The sequence below is a fragment of the Arthrobacter sp. 35/47 genome (genome assembly GCF_000520475.1).
GTDB lineage: Bacteria > Actinomycetota > Actinomycetes > Actinomycetales > Micrococcaceae > Arthrobacter_D > Arthrobacter_D subterraneus.
On record NZ_KI914603.1, the window covers coordinates 127,715 to 150,448 of the forward strand.

Genomic DNA, 22,734 nt, shown 5'->3' on the forward strand with positions numbered 1-22,734 from the left:
GACAGCGAGGTCGATGATGAGATGGTTACGTTCCAGTCCTGCGCGGACGTGGCCTGCTCGGGTCCCGATTCGCCGAGTACGGCGATGTCCTGGCTGACGACCGCGGACACCGCAAGTAGCTGCAGATGATCGACAAGCCGTGAGAGTTCCTCGATTTCCACCAGCGCTGCAGCGGTTTCCCTGCGTGATTGCAGGAGATACCCGTCAGCGAGTTCGGTGCTGAAGGCCTCGAGGTCGGCCCGCACTGACTGCAGCAGAGAGGGTTCCTGCAGTCGGTGCTCGTGGAGTGCGATGGCCATGAATCAAATTTATCGAACACGTGTACGATTATCGACCCTCAACAGTCAATGTGGAGGAGAAGTGACGCACCGGTTATCCACAACGGTAAGGTTTCGCCAACCGGAACCGCCGACTATCGCCGGTCGGCCACGGCACTTGGCCACCAATGTCCCTGGCGGCGCATCCGCGAAGGAGGCTCGGTCACCCTTGAAGGTCCGTGGCGGCGCGCCTACCGTTGAAGTACGTTCCGATCACTCAGGGGTGCATCATGGCCGAACTTCGCATAGAGCAGTGGTGGATCCTGCTGGACACCACACATAAGGAATGGTTCCGGGAGAACCTGCGGGCGCAGAATGTCGATCCCCAGGCGGCGAGCGCGGTGTGGGAGGCTGGCGGGCCTGATCTGACCGGTTCCACCCTCCCACCGAGGGACTGGGATTTCATCGAGATCCAGTCGGAGTTTGTGGACTGAGTCCTCCGCTCACCGCATCACCAGACCGCCGTCGACAAACAACGTCGACCCCGTGACGAAGCTGGACCAATCGCTCGCGAAAAACAGGACCGCGCCCGCGACGTCGTCCGGGCCGGCCAGTCGGCGCAGCGGCGTTGACTGTTCAAGCGCATCCCGCTGCTCATCCGTAGTGGCGTGGCTGGAGTCGGTGGGATAGACCAGGCCCGGAGCCACGCAGTTCACCGTGATGTTGAAGGGTCCCAATTCGGCGGCGAGGTTGCGGGAGAATCCTGAGAGCGCTGTCTTGGCTGTGGTGTAGTCGTGGTAGGGGACGCTGGGACGTTCGATGAGGTCGGTGAGGAGATTGATGATGCGCCCACTCCCACTGGACCGCATGCCGGGCAGAACGGCCCGGCACACATTGAACGCGCCGCCCACGCTGCCCTCGAACTGGGACCGGTAATCCTCCCAGGGAATGTCCCACGCCGTGCGGCGCGACAGCGGGTCGAACGAGTAATTGCGCAAAGCATTGTTCACCAGCAGGTTCGCCGGCCCAAAGCGGTCGGTGACCTCCGCGGCCATGGCGGTGACGGCGTCGGGATCTGTGACATCTGCGGCGCAGGCGGCGGCCCGGCCGCCGAGTGCCTCCACTTCCTCGGCGACACGCTGGGCGGCGTCGTGGTTCCGCAGGTAATTGATGGCAACAGCGGCCCCGTGGGCGGCGAGCCCGCGCGCGATGGCTGCGCCGATCCCGCGGCTTGCTCCGGTGACGATGGCAACCCTGTCCCGCAGGAGGTCGCTGCTTCCCAGCTGCGTGCCGCCTGGTAACGCTGGCGGAAAACCGTTCACTGCTGCACTCCCATCGGATTCGGATTCTGCCGGGCCGGGATGGTCCACTCCGGGTCGTACTGCTCGAGGGCTGTCTCAGCCGCGCCTTCGAGGTCAGTCCACCGGACCAGTGCCGTGAGGTTGCCCCGTCCGTCGTGGTGCCAGCCCGGCGCCGGTGCGGGCATCTGTCCGACGGCGCAGATGCGGTCGGCTCCGCAGCGGCCGAGGGCATCAGCCCATTCGGCCAGCCGCTGGGGCGGACAGGCGATGCCGACCGTCTGCAGATGCCGGCGGATCGGGGCAGCCAGGCGTTCGACGTCGTCCATTCCGTCCACCGGGTGGATCCGCAGCAGCCGGTTCAGCGGCGACGGCTCGAATCGGGCGGGAGCTTCCTCGTAGACGACTGTCCAGCTGGTGCCGGTGTCACTGGAGAACAGCGAGACGGCGTCGTCATCGTAGGAGCGGAACTCGTAGGAGGAACGGATACGCTCTATCGCCGCGCTCTCCTCGAGGGTGAGCCGCGCCCGGGGCTTACTGCGCTCAAACCGGGCCATCTCCGCGGCGACAGCGGCCGTGAACTCCCGTGGATCTACTGCGCCGCCGCGCTCCACAAAGACGCAGTGCGGGGACAGGCAGCCCTGCTGGTCGTAGTGTGAGGCGTCGAAGGCGACCAATCGCGCGGTGTCCGCGTAGCGGTTCAGCGCCAGGGCTTCCCGTCCGACGACGGCGAAACTCACCTTGTGCCCGTAGGGAACGAAGGGCATGCCGGACGGAAGACGCCGCCGGATGCTGTCGATTGCAGCCGAACCACCGGTGGCGGTGACGGCGTCGGAATGGTTGAAGGCGGCATCCTCAATCAGCGTGTCACCCCGGGGCCAGTGCATGATGGCAAGGCAGGCGGCAAGCTGCGGGTCCTCCTCGGCGATGCTGCGGGCGAACAGGACCGGAAAAAGCGGTTCGCCCGACGCCGATTTGCCCAGTGTCGCGGATTTGACCAGCAGTCCGCAGACCAGATTCCATACCGGCACCCCCGGCACATTGCCCGCGAAGATCTGGGTGATGAGCCGTGGCCCGTAGGCGCGCGTGCGTCCACCGGCACGGGAAGGCTGGAAACCGTCCAGAACCAGCGGGTTGTCGAAATCCTGCGCGAGGAAGCGGAGAAGCCGGTCTTGGCGGAACGTCTTAAGGTACTCCTTCAGGCCACGGCGGACCATCTCGGGGGCATACCCTGTGATGGAGGGAATCAGCTGCTCGGCCTGCCGGCGCAGGGGATAGTCGGGATTCGACCACCGGTCGGCGGTCCGACCAAGGGCGGCGACGGTTTCCATCACCGGCCGGTCTGCCAGGTAAGACCGCTGGTTTTCCAGGAGCCGGGCAGCCACGCGGTCAACGAGATCCGGCCTCACCACCGGCATCCGGAGGGTCACCCCGCCCCAGGCACGTGCTTCCCACTCGAGGGCGGCTGTCTCCTCCTGTGTGAGCTGGGGGAGGAAGAACCCGTCCACCGCAGGATCGTCCGGGGAAGCCGGATTCATGGACGGTTCGCCTGGAGCATCTCGTCAAGGGCGATTGAGCAGCCGCGCGCCTCAGCTCCCTCAGCGCGGCCTAGCAGAACGAACCCGCCGTCCTCGGGGTTATCCGTCAAGACATCATACCCGCTGTCTTCGGCAAGCACCGCCAGGCAGGAGCCCCTGTTGGCCAGGTCGTAGTGGACCACCAGGCCCTTCTCTCCTGGAGGGCGGTTTGCTCCGGTTTCCGGGTCGATGATCCGGATGCGGCTCCATGGCGGCGGCGTCTTGTGACGGGAACGGATATCACGCCCAAGTAAGGCGTCGCGGAGCGTGTTGTCGTAGTACTGGGTGCTGATTTCAGTCATCCCGTAGTAGTTGATGCACCAGGGGGCAGGGATCCCAAAACTCTGCATGAACGATGCGCGCAGGTCCTCGGCCGACACCTCACGGGAGCGGCCCTTGAACCCGCCCGTATCGAGCAGCCGGCTGCCCGCCGGGAGATGGAACGTCAGCCCCTCCTGCTCCAACGCATCCAGGAGGTGGACATACGCGAATGAGGTACCCAGCAGGGCCACCGGTTCACCGGTTGTCTCGGCCTCGCGCAGGGCCGCAACCACCTTGTCGATCTGCAGGTCGTCGCCGTCCATCAGGTACGCGCTGTCCTCGGTCCCAAAGAAGTCGACCAGCCGTCCGAGGAAGTAGGCCAGGGAGGAATTGGGTTGCTGGTGAGGCCTCGGATTGAGAACCAGCATGCGCATGGTGCGGCGGTCCGGCAGGAAAGAGCGGGCGAATCCGGCCCGCAGCGACGCGTCGTACAGGTGCAGGTGCGGGTGGTAGTTGCGGCCCCGGCGGGAAGGATCCGTGCTCCCGCTGGTCATGAAGACGGCGGCGGCGTCCTCGGGCGGCTCACAGGCAAGGGTGAGGTCCTTGAACGCGGTCAGCGGTACGGCGGGAATCTGCTCCCATCGTAAGAGCCTTCCCGGCTCCGCCCGGCGCGAGCGGCAGAAGCGCCGGTAGGCCGCGTTGCGCCGGTACTGGTAGTCGAAAAGCTGAAGAGCTAGTTCGTTGAAGCGGGCGTCGTCGTTGATTCCGTTTTCGATGTAGGCCTGTAGTTCGAGGTCGAGTGAGTCGCGTTCCGGCATCAGCGTGCCTCTGCGGCCGGTTCAGCCTCGTCCACCGGGCGTCCCAATACTGGGTCGAGGGCGTTCACCTGGGCATTGAGTCCGGTCAGGTCAGCGGTGCGCCGGCCGGCCAGAGACACGACGACGGCGACGATTGCGGACACACCGAGCGCCGCCAGAAACGGAGGCAGGGAAAGCCCACCGGCGAAGGTTGCGATAGCGACGGCGCCGCTGAGGCTGCCGTCTCCGGCGAGGAAACCGTACCCGAGGGCAGCGGCAAGGCCGGCCACCGATCCGCTGATCGCTCCTTCAGCCGTGGAGCGGCGCCACAACCCCAGCAGCGCGGGGATGAGCGTGGCGGCACAGAACAGGTCGGCGATGAGGAACAGCCGCAGGACCGAGAATCCCTGGAAGGCAACCACCGCGGGGATTGCGGTGAAAAGGACCGTGGCAATGCGGCCGCCCTTCAGGCCGAGGGAGGGGATGGAGGTTACGGCCGTGGCAGCCAGTCCGTTCTGCAGTGTGTCGACGGTGGACGCGACGAGTGCCAGGGTGAGGATCAGCACCGCTCCGAGTACCCAGACAGGCTGGGATTCCAGCAGGGCGAAGAACGGCACCGGAGGGTTGCCCAGAAAAATGCCGTGGGCGGCGGCGAGCAGTCCCACCAGGCCGGCGGCGAAGACCACAGGGAAGCGCGTGAGAGCACCGATCACGGCACCGCGGGTGAGGGCTCGCTGATCGCGTGCGGACCATACCCGTTGCCAGTAGCCGTTGTGGAACAGGGTGGTGGCCGTGACCGCGACGATGAGTGTCAGCGCCGCCTCGATGCCCGAGAGATCGATCCGGAAGAGCGCCGGGTCCGCCGGACCCGCGGGCTCCCCGAACGCCGTTGCCAGGGCGATGCCCACGATCGCCAGTAGCCCGAACAGCATCCAGGACTGCCAGCGGTCGGTGCGTATCGAGGCGCGGAGCCCACCGACGGTGGTGTACAGCGCAGTGATGATGGCAACCGCGATGATTCCCACCCGTGGTTCAAGGCTCGACAGCCTTCCCAATACTCCGCCCACTGCAGTGAGTTCGGCGGACAGCGCAACAAGCATGTAGAGCATGGAGATGGCCAGGACGTACCCGTACATCGCCCTGCCGAAGCGGAGCCGGACGAACTCCGCCAGATTGTGCCCGGCCGGCACCAGCGCCCGCAGCCGCCGGCCGACGAGCACGAGGCCGAGGAGCGGAACGGTGAGGGCGAGTGCGTAGCCGATGACGCCGGAGATTCCCGCTGACGCACCGACTTCCGGGGCAGCGAAAAGGATCCAGGCGCCTACCCCGGAGGCGAAGAACGAGAGACCAAGCCCGAGGCCGGTCTGGCTGTTGCGCGCTACCGCGAATTCCTCAAGATTCCGGTCACGGCCGACGCCGAGCCCTACCCAGGCGAAAGCGCCGAGTACAGCAACCAGAATGATGACAGTTACGGAAAATCCCAGCATGGAATGTAGTCCCTTCGCCGGCATTACCCGGACAGGTTCGTGCGGTCAGCGGCGCTTTCCAGCCGCCCTCTCAGCCCGGTCATGCCCGAGCTCCCGTTGTTCGGTTCCGACTGTAGTCGTGTCGGTGTGCCTGCTCAAGCCGGCCCGTCACGGTAAGCAGGAGGAAAACCCCTAGAACGTCACCCCGCAACGCAGCGCCACGTTGGCAAACGGCGTCGCTTCACCGGTCCGGATGATGAGCCGGGCCTCCGCGAGCAACTCCTTCAGCTCCTCGTGGCTCACGATGGCGGGGGCGAGTCCCTCACCCCGCACAGCGTCCTCCACCGCGGTCGCGGACGCTTCCGAGGCGATGATGGACCCCTCGACTTCGACGTCGGCGAGCACCGCCCGCAGCACATCGACAAACCGCGGCATTCCCTTGACCAGGGCGAGGTCGACGACGGCGGCAGAGTCGGGAAGCGGCATGCCGCAGTCCGTGATCATCACCAGATGCCCGTGGCCCAGGGTGCTCAGCCGGGCGTTCACCGGTCCGTTCAGTATTCCGGTTTTCTTCATGCCCGCACTCCCGCCTCGGACGGTGCCTCCGGGAGGACGTCGGACAGCGACGGATAGGAGGGCTGTGCGCCCTCCGCGCCGACCGCAAACGCGCCGACCCGCACCGCGAAGGTGACGGCGTCGGGAAGTGGATCGCCGGCAACCAACCGGGCTGCCAGTGCACCAACAAACGCGTCTCCGGCGCCGGTGGTGTCCACCACGGAAACCCGCGGTGCCGGAACTTCGAGCACGCCCGATGACGTTGCCAGGAGCGCACCGGCGCCGCCCAACGTCATCACGACAGACCCGAAGCCGCAGGCAAGGAGCGCACGGGCGGTTTCTGCGTGGTCCGACGGCGCAGGTGCACCGGTCAGCTGCCTCAGCACCAGTGCACCCTCATGTTCATTGACCACGAGCGGGTCGGCACGCAGCAGGGTCGAGCGCTCCAGCTCGACCACCGGTGCCAGGTTGATCAGCACCCTGCCCCGGGCCGCAGCAACCGCTGCGGCAACCGAGGCGGCAGGAATCTCGCCCTGCAGGACCAGCACGCCGGCGTCGGCAATCAAGCCCACAGCCGAAGAAACGAGTGAGGGTGAAACCTCCCCGTTGGCACCGGGAATGACGACGATGGTGTTCTCACCGTCGTCGTCGACTTCCACAATGGCGACGCCGGTGGTGGTGCCAAGACGTTCAACGCCATCGGTATGGACTCCGGCAGCGAGCAGACCGGAGAGCGCGACGTCGGTGTAGGCGTCCCTGCCCACGGCACCGACCATGGTGGTCGATGCTCCCAGCTTCGCCGCAGCTACAGCCTGATTGGCGCCCTTGCCGCCGGGCATCACCGTCATGGTCCGTCCCAGCAGGGTTTCGCCCGGCTGGGGGTGGCGTTCCAGTGTTACTACGAGGTCTGCGTTGATGGACCCTACAACGACGACGCCCGGCGGCCGTGTGCTCATTTGGTGAATTCACCGACATTCTCCGAGTTCACGGTGGTGACCGGAACGGGGATGGTTGCTTCGACGGTCTCGCCGGCGAGGAGCTGCTGGAGTACCTCGACGGAGCGCTTGCCGAGCTCGGCGGGCTGCTGCGCGATGGTGGCAGTCATGGTGCCTTCCTCGATGGCAGCCAGCCCGTCCTCGGTGCCGTCGAAGCCGACGACCATGACCTCGGACCCGGCGCGGTCGCCGAGAGCCTGGATGGCGCCGAGGGCCATCTCATCGTTTTCAGCGAAGATGCCGGTGACATCCGGGTTGGCCTGCAGCAGGTTGGTGGCTACGTTGAGGGCTTCGGCGCGGTCGAAGTTGGCGGTCTGCATGGCGACCACCTCGATGTCCGGGTAGGCCGAGATGCCCTCTTCGAAGCCGTCACCGCGGTCACGGCTGGCAGAGGTTCCGGCGACGCCCTGGAGGACGATGACCTTGCCCTTTTCGCCCATGGCCTTGGCGAGTTCCTCTGCTGCCTGCTTGCCGCCGGCAACGTTGTCGCTGGAGACCAGCGAGCCCACCTCGGCGCCGTTGACTGCACGGTCCACTGCGACGACGGGGATGTCCCCCTCGATCAGCGGCGCAACCGAGGCGGCTGCGGCGTCGGAGTCCACCGGGTTGATGATGACACCGTCGGTGCCGCTGGTGGCGGCGGTGGCGAGCTGGTTGGTCTGGGTCGCGGAGTCATTCTGCGCATCGACCACTTCGAGTTCGATGCCTGCTTCTTCAGCGGCGGCTTCGGCGCCGTCGCGTAGTTCGACAAAGAACGGGTTGTTCAGCGTGGAAAGGGCGAGCGTGGCGGACGCCGATCCCTCGGCGCCTTCTTCGCCGCCGCGGTTGCAGGCAGTGGCGGAGAACGCCAGAGCCAGGGACACAGTCAGGACGGCAGCCTTGCGGGGTGCGGAGAACTTCATTGTTGTTTCCTTTTTTTGGATTGGTTGGACGGAGTAAGTGCTTGTTCTAGTGCGGTTGGTTTTTGCGCCGCAGGGAGTCGATTCCAACAGCAACGGCGATGACCAGGCCGATGACCACCTGCTGCCAGAAGGAGGAGACGTTGAGGAGGTTGAGGCCGTTACGGATCACCACGAGCACCAGGGCACCGACCAGGGTGCCACTGATCCGGCCGATGCCGCCGGCAAGCGAGGCGCCACCGATGACGACGGCGGCAATCGCGTCGAGCTCATAACCCGCGGCGGCCTGTGGCTGGGCGGAGTCGAGGCGGCCGGACAACAGCAGGCCGGCGAGGCCCGCGAAGAGTCCGGAGAGCGCAAACACCGTGATGAGTACTTTCCGGACGGGCACACCTGAGAGCCGGGCAGCTTCCCGGTTGCCGCCGACCGCGTACATGTAGCGGCCCATGACGGTGAAGTTGAGGATGAACGCGGCAACGAGGCCGGCGAGAACCAGGACGATGATGGGCATCGGAATCGGGCCGATGTTGCCGCCGAGGAAGGAAACGTCGGGAGCGGTGCCGATGGGCCGGCCGTCTGAGATGACCAGCGTCAGGCCACGGGCGACGCTGAGCATGGCGAGGGTCGCGATGAAGGACGGCAGCTTCCCGTAAGCCACGGCAAAACCGCTTACCGCACCGCTGAGGGCGCCGATCAGGAGGCCTCCGACAAGAGCTACCCATCCCGGCATGGAACCCTGCGAGAACATCCACGCGGATCCCATGGCCGAGAGCGCCGCAACGGAGCCGACCGAGAGATCAATACCCGCCGCGACGATTACGAAGGTCAGCCCGAACGCGAGCACCGCGATGACGGATGCCTGGATGCCGATGTTCAGCAGGTTGGGCCCGGTGAGGAAGTCCGGCGTGGCGATGAACAGAGCCAGGCCGAGGACGAACAGGCCCACGAGTGCGCCGTTGTCGGCCAGGAACCTCCCTATCCGGGATCCTCCGGGCGCCTTCTCGGGCGCCGGAGCCGTTGCAACCTTATTCATGACCGTCCTCCATCAGCTTGTCTTCAAGATCGCGCTGTACATCGCGCACCGCCAGCGACATCACGGCATCCTGCGTGGCGTCGTCGGCGCTCAATTCTCCGGAAATATGTCCACCGCTCATCACGAGCACGCGGTCGCTCATGCCGAGCACTTCGGGCAGTTCGCTCGACACCATGACGACGGCGCCGCCAGCTGCGGTGATTGCGTTCATCAGTTCGTAAATCTCGACCTTGGCGCCGACGTCGACTCCGCGGGTTGGTTCATCCAGCAGCAGCACTGTCGAGTTGGCGACGATCCAGCGTGCGAAGACCGTCTTCTGCTGGTTGCCGCCGGAAAGGGAACCCACCACCTGGTCGAGGTTGTGCATGCGGATGCGCAGCTTGTCGGCCACATCCTGTGCCCTTTTGCGCTGGCCGGAGCGGTCCACAAGCCCGGACTTCGCCGTCGTCGAGAGCGTGGCATAGCCGATGTTCTCGTTGACTGCTGCGCCCAACACCAGTCCGTGCGCCTTCCGGTCTTCCGGAACATGTCCGACGCCGGAACGAATGGCAGCGCCAATGCTGGACTTGGGAAGGTCCTTGCCGCGCACACGGACGGAACCCGTGGTGTAGGGGTCGACGCCGGCGATCGCCCGGATCACTTCGGTGCGGCCTGCGCCCACCAGCCCGGCCAGGCCGACGATCTCACCGGCCTTCACCGAGAAGGAGACGTTGTTGACCATTCCCCTGGTCGAGAGACCCTCCACTTCGAGGAGTGTGTCCGCTGGGCCGCGGTACTCGCGGCGGCGGGGGAATTGCTGCTCGATGGAACGGCCCACCATGAGGCGGACCAGTTCATCCTCGTGCGTGTCGGCGGGTACCTCGGCAACGAACTCGCCGTCGCGCAGCACCGAGACGGAGTCTCCGATGGCGGCGATCTCGTCCAGGTGGTGCGAGATGAACACCATGCCGACGCCGCGCTCGCGCAAATCCTCGACCACGGAGAAGAGCGCGGAAATCTCACGCTTGGTGAGCGCCGCCGTCGGCTCGTCGAGGATCAGCATGCGCGCATTGAGGCTGAGCGCCTTGGCGATTTCAACTAACTGCTGGCGGGCGATGCCGAGCTCACCGACCTTGTGGTCGACGTCGATGTCGAGGCCGATCTTGTTCAGGGCCTCCCTGGCGACCTTCCGCATATGCCTGCGGTCCACGAGGCCGAAACGGCGGGGGAAGCGGCCCATGCAGATGTTTTCTGCAACGGTCATCGAGCCCACGAGGTTGAGTTCCTGGTGGATGGTGGCGATGCCGAGGGCCTCGGAAGCGTTGGTATCGGGAAGCCGTACTTCCTTGCCGTCCACGAGGATGCGCCCGCCGTCGGGCTGGTAGACGCCAGCCATCATCTTGATGAGCGTGGATTTCCCGGCGCCGTTTTCTCCAAGGAGCACCTGCACCTTGCCGGGATGCACATTGACGGTTACGCCTTTGATGACCGTCACCGGTCCGAAGGACTTGGTGACATTATCCAGCGTCAGGATCGGCGTGCCGGCTGGGGGATTGTTGGTCACAGGGGTGTCGCTCACGATGCTGTGCCTCCTGGAAGGGATGGGGTGGATCCGCGGACAATGAGGCGGCTGGGCAGGATGACTGATTCCGGTGTTTCTCCGGCAATGACCTGGGTGAGCAGGTCGACGGCGAGCCTGCCCATGGCGTTGACGTCATGGGCAATCACGGTGAGCGCCGGGTTGATGAGGCTGAAGGCTTCGATGTCGTCATAGGCCACGAAGGCGATGTCTTTTCCGATGGCAACGCCCCGTTCGTTACAGACACCGACAGCGCCGATGCTCATGAGACTGTCCGCGGCGAGCAGCGCGGTGGGAGGCTGGGGGAGTTCGAGCAGGCGTCGGGCGCCTGCCGCACCGCTGGCTGACTGGAAGTCGCCGAAGAAGATGAGAGCGCCGTCGTCGTCCGCGTTGGTCTCGGTGAGCGCGGACTGGAAGGCAGCGAGGCGCTCGCGGCCGGTGGAGGTTGACTGCGGGCCTGCGATGTAGCCGATGCGGCGGTGGCCGAGACCGGTCAGGTGGCGCACTGCTTCCTGGATGCCGGTGGCGTTGTCCGGCGTGACGCTGGGAACGGTGGTGTCCGGGATGACGCGGTCCACGAAGACTGTGGGGACGCCGCTGTCGAGGACCGCCTGCAGGTCGGCGAGGTCTCCCTGTGGTGCTGCGATGAGGCCATCGACGCGCTGGGTGAGCATGATGTCGAAGTAGCGGTCCTGCTGCTCGGTGTCCTCGTTGGCGTTGCCGAAGAGCGTGAGGTACTTGAAGTCGCGGGCACGCTGCTCGACAGCGTGAGCGAGATCCGCGAAAAAGGGGTTGCGGACGTCGGGGAGCACAAGGCCGATGGTCTGCGTGCTGGTCTTGCGCAGCGAGCGGGCCTGGGCGTTTGGCCGGAAACCGAGTGTGCTGGCTGCTTCATGGACGGCGGTGCGGGCCACCTCGGAAGTGGAGGGGTGGCCGGAGAGCACACGGGAGGCTGTCGCCACCGAGACGCCCGCCATGTCGGCGACGCTCTTGATCGTCACTGATCGCACCTGTGCTCCTGCTTTTCCGTGCCGTGGAATCGTTTCCATGGAATCGATTACAAACTATGGCACACGTCGCGTGGAGACGTCAATCACACCTGGCGGTGAGTTGGCGGTCCGAGCCACGCTCGGCCCGAGCCGCTTTCCCCTCTTTCTGGCAGCCCCTCCGGCGTGTTGCCGCCGACACGCCGTTGAAAGGCCTTTTCAGCGCCGGAAGTGGGGGAATCCGGGATGTGAAAGTGAATGCGAAGGAGCGGGTCCAGTGCGTCGTCTTCATCCCGTTCCGTTGTGCACTGCAGAGGTCCACGGCGATAGTCTTGCCCGGTACCTCTGCAGCGAAGGAGAAATCGAATGGACCCGGCAATGGAAGCAATCCGCAATGAAGTGGTGCGCCGGAATCCAGGTGAAACGGAGTTCCACCAGGCCGCGTATGAGGTCTTCGATTCCCTGTCTCCGGTGCTCAAGAAGCATCCCGAGTTCGTCGAGGCATCCATCCTCGAGCGGATCTGCGAGCCGGAGCGCCAGATCATTTTCCGCGTCCCCTGGGTCGATGATGAGGGAAAGGTCCGCATCAACCGCGGCTTCCGGGTGGAGTTCAACTCGGCGCTCGGCCCCTACAAGGGCGGCCTCCGCTTCCACCCTTCGGTGTACCTGGGCATCGTGAAGTTCCTGGGCTTCGAGCAGATCTTCAAGAACGCACTGACCGGTATGCCGATCGGCGGCGGCAAGGGCGGCTCGGACTTTGATCCGCGCGGACGCAGCGACGGCGAGGTGATGCGCTTCTGCCAGTCGTTCATGACGGAGCTCTACCGGCACATTGGTGAATACACGGATGTGCCCGCCGGTGACATCGGCGTCGGCACCCGCGAGATCGGCTACATGTTCGGCCAGTACAAGCGGATCACCAACCGCTATGAGTCCGGCGTCCTGACCGGCAAGGGCATCGGCTGGGGCGGTTCCCTGGTCCGTCCGGAGGCAACAGGCTACGGCGCCGTGCTCTTTGCGAAGGAAATGCTGGCAACCCGCGGGCTCGGGTTCGACGGGCAGCGCGTCGTCGTGTCCGGCTCGGGAAATGTTGCACTCCACGCCATCGCCAAGGCGCAGGCGCTCGGCGCGAACGTCATCACCTGTTCCGATTCTTCCGGCTACGTCGTCGAGGAACAGGGCATCGACGTCGAACTCCTCCGCGACATCAAGGAGAACCGGCGTGGCCGGGTCAGCGACTACGCGCAGGAGCGCGGCGCCTCGGCCACCTTCGTTGCGGACGGTTCAGTCTGGGACGTTGACGCGACCGTCGCCCTGCCGTGCGCCACCCAGAATGAACTGGACGACGCCGCTGCGAAGCGCCTTCTTTCGAATGGCCTGGTTGCGCTCGCCGAAGGCGCCAACATGCCGAGCACACCCGAGGCGATCGAACTCTTCGAAGAGGCGAAGATCCTGTTCGGTCCGGGCAAGGCGGCAAACGCCGGCGGTGTGGCGACGTCGGCGCTGGAGATGCAGCAGAACGCCAGCCGTGACGCGTGGTCCTTCGAGCACACGGAGGAGCGGCTGGAGAACATCATGGCGAACATCCACGAGCGATGCGCCAGCACCGCCGATGAATACGGGCTGCCGGGCAACTACGTGGCCGGCGCCAACATCGCCGGGTTCGTGCAGGTTGCCAACGCAATGCTGGCGCTCGGGGTGGTGTAACCGGCGAAGGATGGGACGGTCGCTCGCCGCGACCATCCGTCATTAACCGACCGTCGTCGTCTCCTGAACCGGTGTCACGGGCGTCAAGGGTGCACTGCCGGACAGGATTGCCTCGATGTTGCGTACGGCGAGCCTACCCATGGCGTCACGGGTTGCAGCGCCGGCGCTGCCGATGTGCGGCAAGAGGACAACCTTGTCCAGGGACCGAAGCCTCTCGTTGACCTGCGGTTCGAATTCGTGGACGTCGAGACCGGCGCCCGCCAGATGACCGGATTCAACAGCATCAGCGAGAGCCTCTTCGTCCACGAGCGGTCCCCGTGCCGTGTTTATCAGGTAACTTCCCGGCTTCATGGCAGCCAGTTGGGGAGCAGCGATCATATGCCGGTTGGTGCTGGTCAGCGGACAGTGCAAGCTGACCACATCACTGGTCCGGAGAAGGGTTTCGAGATCGCAGGACTGAACTTCGAGATCGGCGGCCTCGGCGGTGGACGCCCTGCTGCCTGTCGCAATAATGTTCATTCGGAATGCCCTCGCACGGCGGGCAACCGCCATTCCCGTCCGCCCCAAACCGACGATGCCGAGGGTTGCCCCTGCGCTCAAGTCGAGGCCAATGAAGCTCTGCGGTCCCCAAATCCATGGCTTCGCGGTGCCGATGAAACGGTCCGCTTCCACCAGACGCCGCACAGTGGCTAGAATCAGCGCGAAAGCGAGGTCGGCAGTTGCCTCATCCAGGACACCGGGTGTGTTCGTGACGATGATTCCGCGTTCGGCGGCCGCCCCCACATCGACGTTGTCGTAGCCGACGGCGACGTTCGCGATGGCCTTCAGCCCGGGCCCGGCCGCATCCATCACCTCGGCATCGATCTTCTCGGTCAGCATGGAGATAATCGAAACCGCCCCGCGGCACTCCTCCAGCAGCTGGTCGCGGCTGGGAGGAAATTCCTTGTCCTCGTGCGTGACAAGCCGTGCCGGCAGCCCGGAGGCCAACGTCATGACGGCGTCGGACAGCGGACGCGTCAGGTAGACATGACCATCAGACACTGAACGATTCCTCTTCGACGTGTATCAGGGATACTGCATTCCGGATCCAGGTGCGGTCCCATTCTCCGCGCTCGATTGCCTCACGCTGTTTGATCTCGCTGGCCATGATGGCCTCGGCGGAGGTGAGCACGGGTTCAATCCGGTCGGGTGAAACGAAGACTACTCCGTCGGCATCGCCGACAACGAGGTCACCGTCGTGCACCACAGTTCCTCCTACGGTCACGGCGGCGTGAATAGCACCGGGTCCGCTCTTGTAAGGGCCGAGGTGTGAAACACCGCGGGCAAAGACGGGGATCGGGCCGGCGGAGAGTTCGTCGTGGTCACGGATAGCGCCGTCGAGCACAATCCCGGCGATGCCGCGGGAAGCCGCATACAACGTCATCAGCTCGCCGAGAATGGCGTTTGTCACCTCACCGCGAGCGTCAATGACAAGCACGTCTCCGGGCCGGGCAAGGTCGAGAGCCTGGTGAACGGCAAGATTGTCGCCCGCCCGAGTACGAACCGTGAGAGCCGTGCCGACCATTGACCTGCCCTCCAGCGGGGCCAGGCAGTTCCCGACCGGCGAAATATTGACGGCACCGGATACCCGCTCCTGACTGTCCGACACAGCCGAGCTTTGGACTCGGCGGTATCGCTCGAGGACATCTTCGGCGATCTGGTTGGATGCCGGATAAAGGCGGATGATATTCATTGCGCTACTTCCTTGTGGCTGCGTTGGTCATGGCGTCGTCTGGGTTAGCGAGTCGGCGTCCGTCAGGGGACAGCCGCTCAAGATCGGCGACGACGGCGGACGGTACTGAGATCCCGTGCTCCTTGTTGCGCTGTGCCGCGCGGGCTTCCAATTCGCCCGGAATCAGAACCTCGCGGTCGGGCGGTCCGCTTTGCTTAATGGCGTCGAACAGGTGTTCCATCCGTTGACTGAAGTGGTTCAGCGGCTGGAACGCTCCAATGTCGTGCAGGGTGAAAAAGGCACCGACCCCCTGCGGCCGGTCAAGGTCGTCGTAAAGATCCCCGATTTCCGGTCCGGACGCCGCTCCCGAGAACATGGCAGCCATAACCTCGACCATGAGGGCGATGCCGTAGCCCTTCGGACCGCCGAAGGGGAGGACGCTGCCGGCGAGCGCCGATTCCGGGTCCGTCGTCGGCTCCCCATTGGGATCCACGGCCCAGCCTTCGGGAATTTCCTCGCCCACCTGCTGCGCCAGGATGATCCTTCCGCGGGCGACGACGCTGGTCGCCATGTCAAGGATCATCGGTTCCCTGTTTCCCGCAGGCACGCAGAACGTGTATGGGTTGGTCCCAAGGAACCGCTCGCGTCCGCCCCATGCGGCCATGGTGGAGGGCGCGCTGCCGTAGAGGAAAATCGCGGTGTTTGCGGCCGCCGCCTTCTTGGCGAAGTAGGCTCCCGATCCGTAGTGGTTCGAGTTTTTTACCGCTACCGAAACGGTTTTCGCAGACGGAACGCGGGAGAGTGCCAGCTCCAGGCTGCGTTGCATGACAACCTGACCCATTCCGTTGTCTCCATCGATAACAAGCGCCCCGCCGGCTTCGTTCACGACACGTACGTCCGGGTGGGTGTTAACCAACCCGAGCTGCAGGCGCTTAACGTAGATCGGGATTCGGCTGACGCCGTGGGAATCGACGCCGCGGAGATTGGCATCGACCAGCGACGACGCCACGAGCAAAGCGTCCTCGTCGGGAAGCCCGGCGGCCGCTAGTATGTGGGCGCAGTATTCTTCGAGCTGCCGGAAAGGCACGAGCACGCTCATCATAGGCACTTCCTCATGATGTCGACGAGATCGCTGGCCGTGGCGGGTCGCGGGTTCACCACGATGTTTCCCGATTCCATGCTTTCCTCGGCCAGCTCCTCCAGATCCGACTCCTGAACCCCGTAAGCAGCGAGACTGGTTGGTGCACCGATGTCCGTGATGAGCTGGGCCACCGCATCCACGCCTGCATGGGCTGCTTCGCGAAGCGAGAGCGAGCGGGTGTCGACGTCGAAAATGGACGCGATCCGAGCGAACTTCGCCAGGTTGGCATTGACGTTGAACCGCATGACTTCCGGAAGAAGTATGGAAATCACGTCACCGTGCGGAATTTTTGCCTTGGCCCCCAGCGGCATTGCCATCGCATGCGCCAGACCGAGGCGGGTGGGAGCGAAGGCACACGCTGCCATCGTGGAAGCGAGAAGCATATCCGCGCGCGCCTGGACATCTGCGCCGTTGAACACTGCACTACGAAGCGACCGCGAAATAAGCTCCATGGACTTTTCAGAAAGCGCCTCGGAAATCGGCTGCGTTGCCTTATTTACGTAGGACTCAAGCGCGTGAGTCAGTGCATCGAGTCCGGTCCCCACAGTGAGCCGTGCCGGGAGACTGATGGACAACGAAGGGTCGCACATAGCTACGGTTGCGGTCATGTTCCGTCCGCCGACCCCGTATTTGATGTTCCGGCTCTTCTCCGAAATGACCGACCACACCGCGCACTCGCTGCCGGTGCCGGCCGTCGTCGGGATGGCGATGACGGGCAGTCCAGGGCTGCTGGGGATCTCCAGGCCGGAGTAGTCACGAATGTGCCCGGCGTTCCTGGCCATGAGCGCAATGGACTTGCCGGTGTCAAGGGCGCTGCCGCCGCCGACCGCGACAATGATGTCACGGTCGTCGTCGTTGCAAATCTTCGCACCCTCCGTCACACCGGCCGCCTCAGGCTCCGGCTCGACCTCCGTGAAGGTGCGTGTGTCCAGATCAGCGGACGTAAGGATGTCAACGACCCGCCCGACGACTCCCGCAGCTACCAGCCCCTTGTCTGAAACCAGTAGCACGCGCTTGCCGCCGAGCTGCATGACGTGCTCCGCGAGCGACTCAATGAGCCCTATGCCGAATTCAATCCGAGTCGGCAGTTCGAACGAAAAATGTTGGTGGTAATTCACAGTTCCTTCTTCTTTGAAGCGTTGGCGAACGATAGGTCAGTGCCTTACTACTGGCCGTATACCTGATAGACCACCTTGCGGGTGGTGAAGAATTCCTTCGACGTGTCGCCGATACCGAAAGCACCCTGCCCGGACTGCGCTACGCCTCCAAACGGGAGATGACCTTCGCTGGTGGTGCCATGATTGATGTGGACCATGCCGCTGCGAGCCTCAGTGACGAAACGGTGTGCCAGATCCATGTCCTCCGTGAACACTGCCGCGGTGAGTCCGTATTGGGTCTCGTTCGTCACGGCGATTGCTTCATCGAAGTCGTCGACCGGAATGATCGCTAGAACCGGACCGAAAACTTCCTCAACCGCAAGGGCCGTGCCCGGCTTGACATCGGTCACCACAGTGGCCGGATAGTAGGTACCGTCCCCGAGCGCTTCGTCCTTGAGCGGTTGCCCGCCCACCAGCACTTTTGCCCCGTCACGGGTGCTCTGCTCGACGTACTGGTGAACCTGCTCGAACTGGCTGGTATTTACCAGTGGGCCCATCTTGGTGCCTTCGTCCAAACCATGACCAACAGTGAACGTGGCGGCCTGGCGAACCAACGCTTCCTCAAGGGGGCCCTGCAGGTCCCTGGTCACGATCACACGGCTCACCGCGGTGCATCGCTGACCGGCTGCGGTAAACGCAGCGGTGGCGATTTCCGTAGCCGCGCGGCCGACGTCGGAAATTGACGACACGACGGCGGCGTTCTTGCCTCCCATCTCAAGTTGGGTCCGCGCGTTGCGCCGGGCAGCGGCAGTCGCGATGCCGAGGCCGACCTCGGTGGATCCGGTGAACGTAATACCGGCGATATCTGGGCTGTTGACGAGGGTGTCACCGACGTTGCGACCGGTACCGATGAGGAGGTTGAATACGCCGGCGGGAACACCGATCTCATCAAGGAGTTCGGCGATGATCGCCGAGGACCCGGGGCTTTGTAGCGCGGGCTTCAGTATCACAGGGCAACCGCATACCAGCGCCGGGATGATCTTGCGGATCGGTGTGAGGATCGGAAAGTTCCACGGCGTAATGGCAGCTACCGGGCCGATCGGCTGCCGGATCGAGTATGCGTCTGTCTTCGCACGGGTGCTGGTGAAAGTTCTGTCACCACCGCGTAACGCTTCGCCCGCCCAATAGCGCATCTCGAAGATGGCACGGGTCGTTTCACCCATCGATTCGGTGATCGCCTTGCCCATTTCAAGCGTGGCGATCTCTGCCATGTCCCGCTGGCGTGAAGGCCACTTGTCGAGTAGTGCGTAGACGAGGTCCATCCGGTCATTGGCGGTTGTCGCGGCCCAGGAAGGTGCTGCGTCGCGGGCGGCTGCTATCGCATTCTGCACGTCGGTAGGGGTGGCGAGCTGGTACCTCCCCACGGGAGTGCCGGCGCGGCCTGGATCCGTGGTCTCGTGGGTCAATGCGTCGGGGGAGTTCGTCCAGGTCCCGGCGATGTAGCTGCTGACGGTTTTCCTGATGGGGGAAGGCATGGCATTCCTGATTCTTTTGTGGGAGGCGATCGGTGAACGGATCTGGACCTAGTTGTTGGTGAGGGCCTCTGCGGGCCATAGGATGAGTTGCGGGAAGACGGCCAGCAAGACGATGGCGGCAACCATGACCACGTAATGGGGTGTCGCTGCCTTGACGATCTTTTCAATCGGCAAGCCACTGACATAAGAGGTGGCGAATAGGGAAACGCCGACGGGGGGTGTGACTAGACCGACTGACAGTGCGGCTACCAGGTAGACGACAAAGTGGATGGGGTCGATACCGGCTGCGAGCGCGGCGGGCATGAGGATTGGCGAGCACAACAGGATGGCAGCAACGATGTCCATCACGGTTCCGATAATGATGAGGATCAGCCCGATCAGCAGCATCACGGCAATCGGGTTGGTAGTGACTCCCAAGAGCCAGCCGCTGACCTTCGCCGGCAAACCGTCGATAGTGAAGATATACGAAGCAACGTTGGCGATCATGGCAATCAGCAGGATGATGCCCGTAGTGAGACCGGAATCGATAATCATTTTGGGCATCTGGCCCCACTTCATATCCCGGTAGACATAAATTCCTACCAGCAGACTGTATATAACCGCCACGGCAGCGGCTTCCGTGGGCGTGAAGAATCCACCGAACAGACCAACGAGGATAACCACCGGCCCACCCAGAGCAGGAATCCCGGCAAGGACGATGGCCAGTCCTTTCTTGAAACCTGTCTTTGAGATCTGTCCATAACCGTGGCGCACGGAGAGGACATAATTCAGGACCATCAGGACCGCAATGAGCACCACCGACGGACCGAGTCCCCCGGCCAGTGCCGCCCCTACAGAAACGCTCGCCGTTGAGGCGGCAATGATGATGAGGATGCTCGGCGGCATTAGTGACGAAAGTGTCGAAGTCACCATTGTCATGGCTGCGGCGTAGGGACGCGGATACTTGTGGTCCGTCATCGCCTTGATCTCGATCTTGCCGAGGCTTACCACGTCCGCCACCGAGGACCCCGAGATGCCGCCGAAGATTGCGCTAGCCGCTATGTTCACCTGTCCTAGTCCGCCCCGGTAGCGGCCGAAAATCACCTCAGCGCCATGGAATATGCGGTCAGAAATTCCTCCTCCGGCCATGACGTTGCCAGCGAGGACGAAGAGCGGAACTGCCACCAAAAGGAAGCTGTTCATCGAACTCATCATCGACTGCGGCAACAGGTCCAGGGGAATATCGAAGATCAACAGTGTCGCGACCACTCCGACGCCGAGGGACACAGCCAGCGGTACGCCCATTAGCAGGAGCAGAAAAAAGATGCCGAGCAGAGTCAGGCTCATACGATGACCCCTCCTTCCTCAATTTTTTTACGCATCGTAGGCGAAAAGTACACAGTCTTGATGTGGGCGACGATCGACAGCGCTGCCGCAACGACGAGGGGCAGCGTGACGATGAACATTCCCACGCCGAGCGCTGGACTCGTCTCCCCGCTTGCGATCTGCTGCATCAGGAGCTCCGAAGTCTTGACGATCAGGACGCTGAAAAAGCCGATACCGCAGACTGCGTAAAGGTGCGGCGCGATTTTCTTGAGCCACAAAGGCCCCGCCGTCAGCAGGAAGCTGACGCGCGGGTGGGCAGCTGCCCTGAACCCTGTCGCCATCCCGAGGAACGTGGTGCCCATGAACAGGAAGCGGGTCAGCTCTTCGGTCCATGAGATGGATGCTCCTAGCTGCCGACTGACCACCTGGGCCGCCACGGCGAGCAGCATGACGCTAATCCCGGCAAACAGAAGCGCATCTATGACCCTCCAAATGACACCGCGGGGTTCCGAGTCGTCAGCGGCACGTATCACCTCTGAAGGATTGTTGGAGGCATCCTCTCTATCCTGCACCGAACCCACGCCCCTTACCGTCCTAGGAATTCGAGACTTGACTGGACGAATTCCTCGCCGATTGCCCCCTGCAGTTCGGGGTAGACCTTTTCCGCCGCCTGCTGGAACGCCTCTTGGGCCTCCGGCGTCAGTTCGTTGATCTGCACGCCCTCCTCTTCGAGCATCGCGAGGGTCTTTTCGGCTTCGTCTGTGTCGTACTGGGCCTTGAATTCGGCAGTTTCAGTTGCAGCTTCCTCAAGCACCGCCTGGGTTTCCTCGTCGTAGGACTCCCACTTCGCCTTGTTGAAACCCAGGACGTAGCCGTCAGAGATATGCCCGGTCAGGGAGAGATAGTCCTGTACTTCGAAGAACTTGTTGTTGACCGGCACCTCAAGCGGGTTCTCTTGGCCGTCGATCGTGCCTAGCTGCAGCGCCGTGTAGACCTCCTTGAAGTCCATCGGCGTGGGGTTGGCCCCGAGCGATCCGAAGAACTTCACCCACAGGTCGTTTTGCGGCACGCGGATCTTTAGTCCTTCGAAGTCTTCTGGCATCTCGATCGGCTTTACCGAGTTCGTTGTGTGACGCGGCGTGCGGGTCAGCATTGTCACGCCCTTGATGTCCAGTGCGTCCAGTGAGCTGAGCAGCTCCTGGCCGGGCTCGCCCTCCAGATAGCCAGAGAACTCCTCCATATCTTTGAAGAGATAGGGAAGACTGATCGCGTTCATTCGCGGCTCGAAAGAGGCGTAGACCGAGGTCGAGATGATGGTGGAGTCCAACGTACCGTTTCCAAGAAGGTTCACGGCGGCGTTCTGATCACCGCCGAACAGGGTTCCGTCCGGGAAAGTCTCGACTGTGACCCTGCCGTCGCTGAGCTCGGCGACCTTTTCAGCGAAGTGCTCTGCAGTGACACCGACGGAGGAAGCTGCAGGGTCACCAACGCCGAGCCGGATAGTGGTGGTGGGCGCTTCCCCGCCTGCGTCCGCTCCGTTTCCTCCGCCACCACAACCCGTGAGGGCGGTGGCTACTGTCAGAGTGACCGCTGCAGCTGCGGCGGTCAGAAATTTCCTGGGCATTTCATTCTCCTTTGAATTTCTTGCTTACTTCTATTGCTTAGACGTTCAGTGGTGCGGACGCCTTGATGGCGGTGGTGATTGCTTCCTGCGCGACGCGGATGTGGTCCAGCAGTGCTGCTCGTGCCGCGCCTTCGTCGCGCCGGCCGAGCGCCTTGCATACCTCCCGGTGCTCGCGCAGGCTGTCCTCCCGCCGGGAGTCGTCCTGGTAGGACACGAATCGTTTGCACCGCGCCAACTGCCGGTCGACTACGTAATAGGCCCGGGTCAGCTGAGCATTGCCGGTGGCCTTGATAATCAACTGGTGGAACTCGTCGTCCCGGGTGAGATAGCGTTCGACGTCTGCTTGAGCCATTGGAACCGAGAAGTCGTCAAACATTGTGGCGACCTTCGCAAGTTCTGCCTCTGCCCATTCGACGATTCTGGCGAGACCGGCGGGTTCCAAAAGGGACCGCAGCTCGTAGAGTTCGCGGACGTCCTGAAGCCCTATCTGCGTCACGGTCCATCCTGTGCGGGGTCCACGTTCCACGAGTCCGGAAGCTTCGAGGAGGTGGAGAGTGTCCCGCACCGGGGTGCGTGACACTCCGAACTGCTGAGCGAGCTCGCGGTCGCTGAGCGGCGTTCCTGGCGGGAGCGCACATTCCACAATCGCGTTCTCCAGTTCCCGGTACATGTGTGAACTGAGTTTCCGCTCAGCTACGGGCATCATCATCGATTCCATACTCTGAGTATGCGGTATACCGTATTCCGAATACAAGAGGATGAGGAGATCTACTTCACAAACGGGCTTGGGTGGCGGGTGAGCCATGTGCACGTTTTGCTCATTCCGACTGTCCCTGCTTGTGGCACGGGATGATCGTTGAGCGCGTTCAGATTGCCTGTGAATGATTAGACCGCTCATTTATCGTCGGGTCAAGGGGTTTTCACCACTCATA

At 63.5% G+C, this 22,734-nt stretch carries 22 protein-coding genes and 1 riboswitch; of the genes, 2 read left to right on the forward strand and 20 right to left on the reverse strand.

Features of this window, described 5'->3' with window-relative positions:
• On the reverse strand, positions 1-299 hold a 299-nt coding region (locus tag X803_RS22285; protein WP_035778633.1), incomplete at its 3' end, for a hypothetical protein.
• Between the two features lie 248 nt (positions 300-547).
• On the opposite strand from X803_RS22285, the gene X803_RS0111095 reads away from it, so the two are divergent.
• Positions 548-751 carry a hypothetical protein gene (locus X803_RS0111095; RefSeq protein WP_035778715.1) on the forward strand — a complete coding sequence of 68 codons (204 nt, stop codon included), beginning with the start codon at positions 548-550 and terminating at the stop codon, positions 749-751.
• Between the two features lie 9 nt (positions 752-760).
• On the opposite strand, the gene X803_RS0111100 is transcribed toward X803_RS0111095, so the two are convergent.
• The 10 genes from X803_RS0111100 to X803_RS0111145 all read right to left on the reverse strand — a co-directional run bounded on the left by X803_RS0111100 (position 761) and on the right by X803_RS0111145 (position 11,697).
• Positions 761-1,579 (reverse strand): 3-oxoacyl-ACP reductase, encoded by an 819-nt coding sequence (locus tag X803_RS0111100; RefSeq protein ID WP_253907450.1) that lies wholly within the window; start codon positions 1,577-1,579, stop codon positions 761-763.
• Complete coding sequence (locus X803_RS19395; protein ID WP_051470682.1) at positions 1,576-3,093, reverse strand: acyl-CoA reductase; 1,518 nt, start codon at positions 3,091-3,093, stop codon at positions 1,576-1,578. The genes X803_RS0111100 and X803_RS19395 overlap by 4 nt, the downstream gene beginning before the upstream one ends.
• Entirely contained in the window at positions 3,090-4,211 is a 1,122-nt protein-coding gene (locus X803_RS0111110) for a LuxE/PaaK family acyltransferase (RefSeq protein ID WP_026545193.1), read from the reverse strand. The genes X803_RS19395 and X803_RS0111110 overlap by 4 nt, the downstream gene beginning before the upstream one ends.
• A complete protein-coding gene (locus X803_RS19400) occupies positions 4,211-5,677 on the reverse strand; it encodes a sodium:solute symporter family transporter (protein WP_084033665.1) in 1,467 nt (488 codons plus the stop codon). Before X803_RS19400 ends, X803_RS0111110 begins: the two co-directional genes overlap by 1 nt.
• Positions 5,667-5,784: riboswitch (TPP riboswitch) on the reverse strand. (Overlaps the previous gene by 11 nt.)
• 64 nt (positions 5,785-5,848) lie before the next feature.
• Positions 5,849-6,232 carry a D-ribose pyranase gene (rbsD, locus tag X803_RS0111120; RefSeq protein ID WP_026545194.1) on the reverse strand — a complete coding sequence of 128 codons (384 nt, stop codon included), beginning with the start codon at positions 6,230-6,232 and terminating at the stop codon, positions 5,849-5,851.
• Complete coding sequence (locus tag X803_RS0111125) at positions 6,229-7,167, reverse strand: ribokinase (protein ID WP_026545195.1); 939 nt, start codon at positions 7,165-7,167, stop codon at positions 6,229-6,231. The genes rbsD and X803_RS0111125 overlap by 4 nt, the downstream gene beginning before the upstream one ends.
• Entirely contained in the window at positions 7,164-8,108 is a 945-nt protein-coding gene (locus X803_RS0111130; protein ID WP_026545196.1) for a substrate-binding domain-containing protein, read from the reverse strand. The genes X803_RS0111125 and X803_RS0111130 overlap by 4 nt, the downstream gene beginning before the upstream one ends.
• Before the next feature lie 46 nt (positions 8,109-8,154).
• Positions 8,155-9,138: an ABC transporter permease gene (locus X803_RS0111135; protein ID WP_026545197.1), complete on the reverse strand. Its 984-nt coding sequence runs from the start codon at positions 9,136-9,138 to the stop codon at positions 8,155-8,157.
• Entirely contained in the window at positions 9,131-10,696 is a 1,566-nt protein-coding gene (locus tag X803_RS0111140; protein ID WP_253907451.1) for a sugar ABC transporter ATP-binding protein, read from the reverse strand. Before X803_RS0111140 ends, X803_RS0111135 begins: the two co-directional genes overlap by 8 nt.
• The gene (locus tag X803_RS0111145) at positions 10,693-11,697 is read right to left on the reverse strand and encodes a LacI family DNA-binding transcriptional regulator (protein WP_253907452.1); all 1,005 of its coding nucleotides are present in this window, start codon (positions 11,695-11,697) and stop codon (positions 10,693-10,695) included. The genes X803_RS0111140 and X803_RS0111145 overlap by 4 nt, the downstream gene beginning before the upstream one ends.
• Positions 11,698-12,048: 351 nt before the next feature.
• On the opposite strand from X803_RS0111145, the gene gdhA reads away from it, so the two are divergent.
• Positions 12,049-13,389, forward strand: coding sequence for an NADP-specific glutamate dehydrogenase (gene gdhA, locus X803_RS0111150; protein ID WP_026545200.1), 1,341 nt, complete (start codon positions 12,049-12,051; stop codon positions 13,387-13,389).
• A gap of 42 nt (positions 13,390-13,431) precedes the next feature.
• On the opposite strand, the gene X803_RS0111155 is transcribed toward gdhA, so the two are convergent.
• From X803_RS0111155 to X803_RS0111195, 9 genes are all read right to left on the reverse strand, one after another.
• On the reverse strand, positions 13,432-14,430 hold the full coding sequence (locus tag X803_RS0111155) for a 2-hydroxyacid dehydrogenase (protein ID WP_026545201.1): 999 nt from the start codon (positions 14,428-14,430) through the stop codon (positions 13,432-13,434).
• Complete coding sequence (locus tag X803_RS0111160; RefSeq protein ID WP_026545202.1) at positions 14,423-15,121, reverse strand: RraA family protein; 699 nt, start codon at positions 15,119-15,121, stop codon at positions 14,423-14,425. Before X803_RS0111160 ends, X803_RS0111155 begins: the two co-directional genes overlap by 8 nt.
• A gap of 4 nt (positions 15,122-15,125) precedes the next feature.
• Positions 15,126-16,202: an Ldh family oxidoreductase gene (locus X803_RS0111165; protein ID WP_051470686.1), complete on the reverse strand. Its 1,077-nt coding sequence runs from the start codon at positions 16,200-16,202 to the stop codon at positions 15,126-15,128.
• Positions 16,199-17,359 (reverse strand): iron-containing alcohol dehydrogenase, encoded by a 1,161-nt coding sequence (locus tag X803_RS0111170; protein WP_026545204.1) that lies wholly within the window; start codon positions 17,357-17,359, stop codon positions 16,199-16,201. Before X803_RS0111170 ends, X803_RS0111165 begins: the two co-directional genes overlap by 4 nt.
• Before the next feature lie 47 nt (positions 17,360-17,406).
• Positions 17,407-18,873: an aldehyde dehydrogenase family protein gene (locus X803_RS0111175; protein ID WP_026545205.1), complete on the reverse strand. Its 1,467-nt coding sequence runs from the start codon at positions 18,871-18,873 to the stop codon at positions 17,407-17,409.
• A 48-nt stretch (positions 18,874-18,921) separates the two neighbouring features.
• On the reverse strand, positions 18,922-20,199 hold the full coding sequence (locus tag X803_RS0111180) for a TRAP transporter large permease (protein ID WP_026545206.1): 1,278 nt from the start codon (positions 20,197-20,199) through the stop codon (positions 18,922-18,924).
• A complete protein-coding gene (locus tag X803_RS21110; protein WP_156930053.1) occupies positions 20,196-20,627 on the reverse strand; it encodes a TRAP transporter small permease in 432 nt (143 codons plus the stop codon). Before X803_RS21110 ends, X803_RS0111180 begins: the two co-directional genes overlap by 4 nt.
• Before the next feature lie 137 nt (positions 20,628-20,764).
• Entirely contained in the window at positions 20,765-21,802 is a 1,038-nt protein-coding gene (locus X803_RS0111190) for a DctP family TRAP transporter solute-binding subunit (protein WP_026545208.1), read from the reverse strand.
• Between the two features lie 37 nt (positions 21,803-21,839).
• Positions 21,840-22,520, reverse strand: coding sequence for a GntR family transcriptional regulator (locus tag X803_RS0111195; RefSeq protein ID WP_035778634.1), 681 nt, complete (start codon positions 22,518-22,520; stop codon positions 21,840-21,842).
• Between the last annotated feature and the right edge of the window lie 214 nt (positions 22,521-22,734).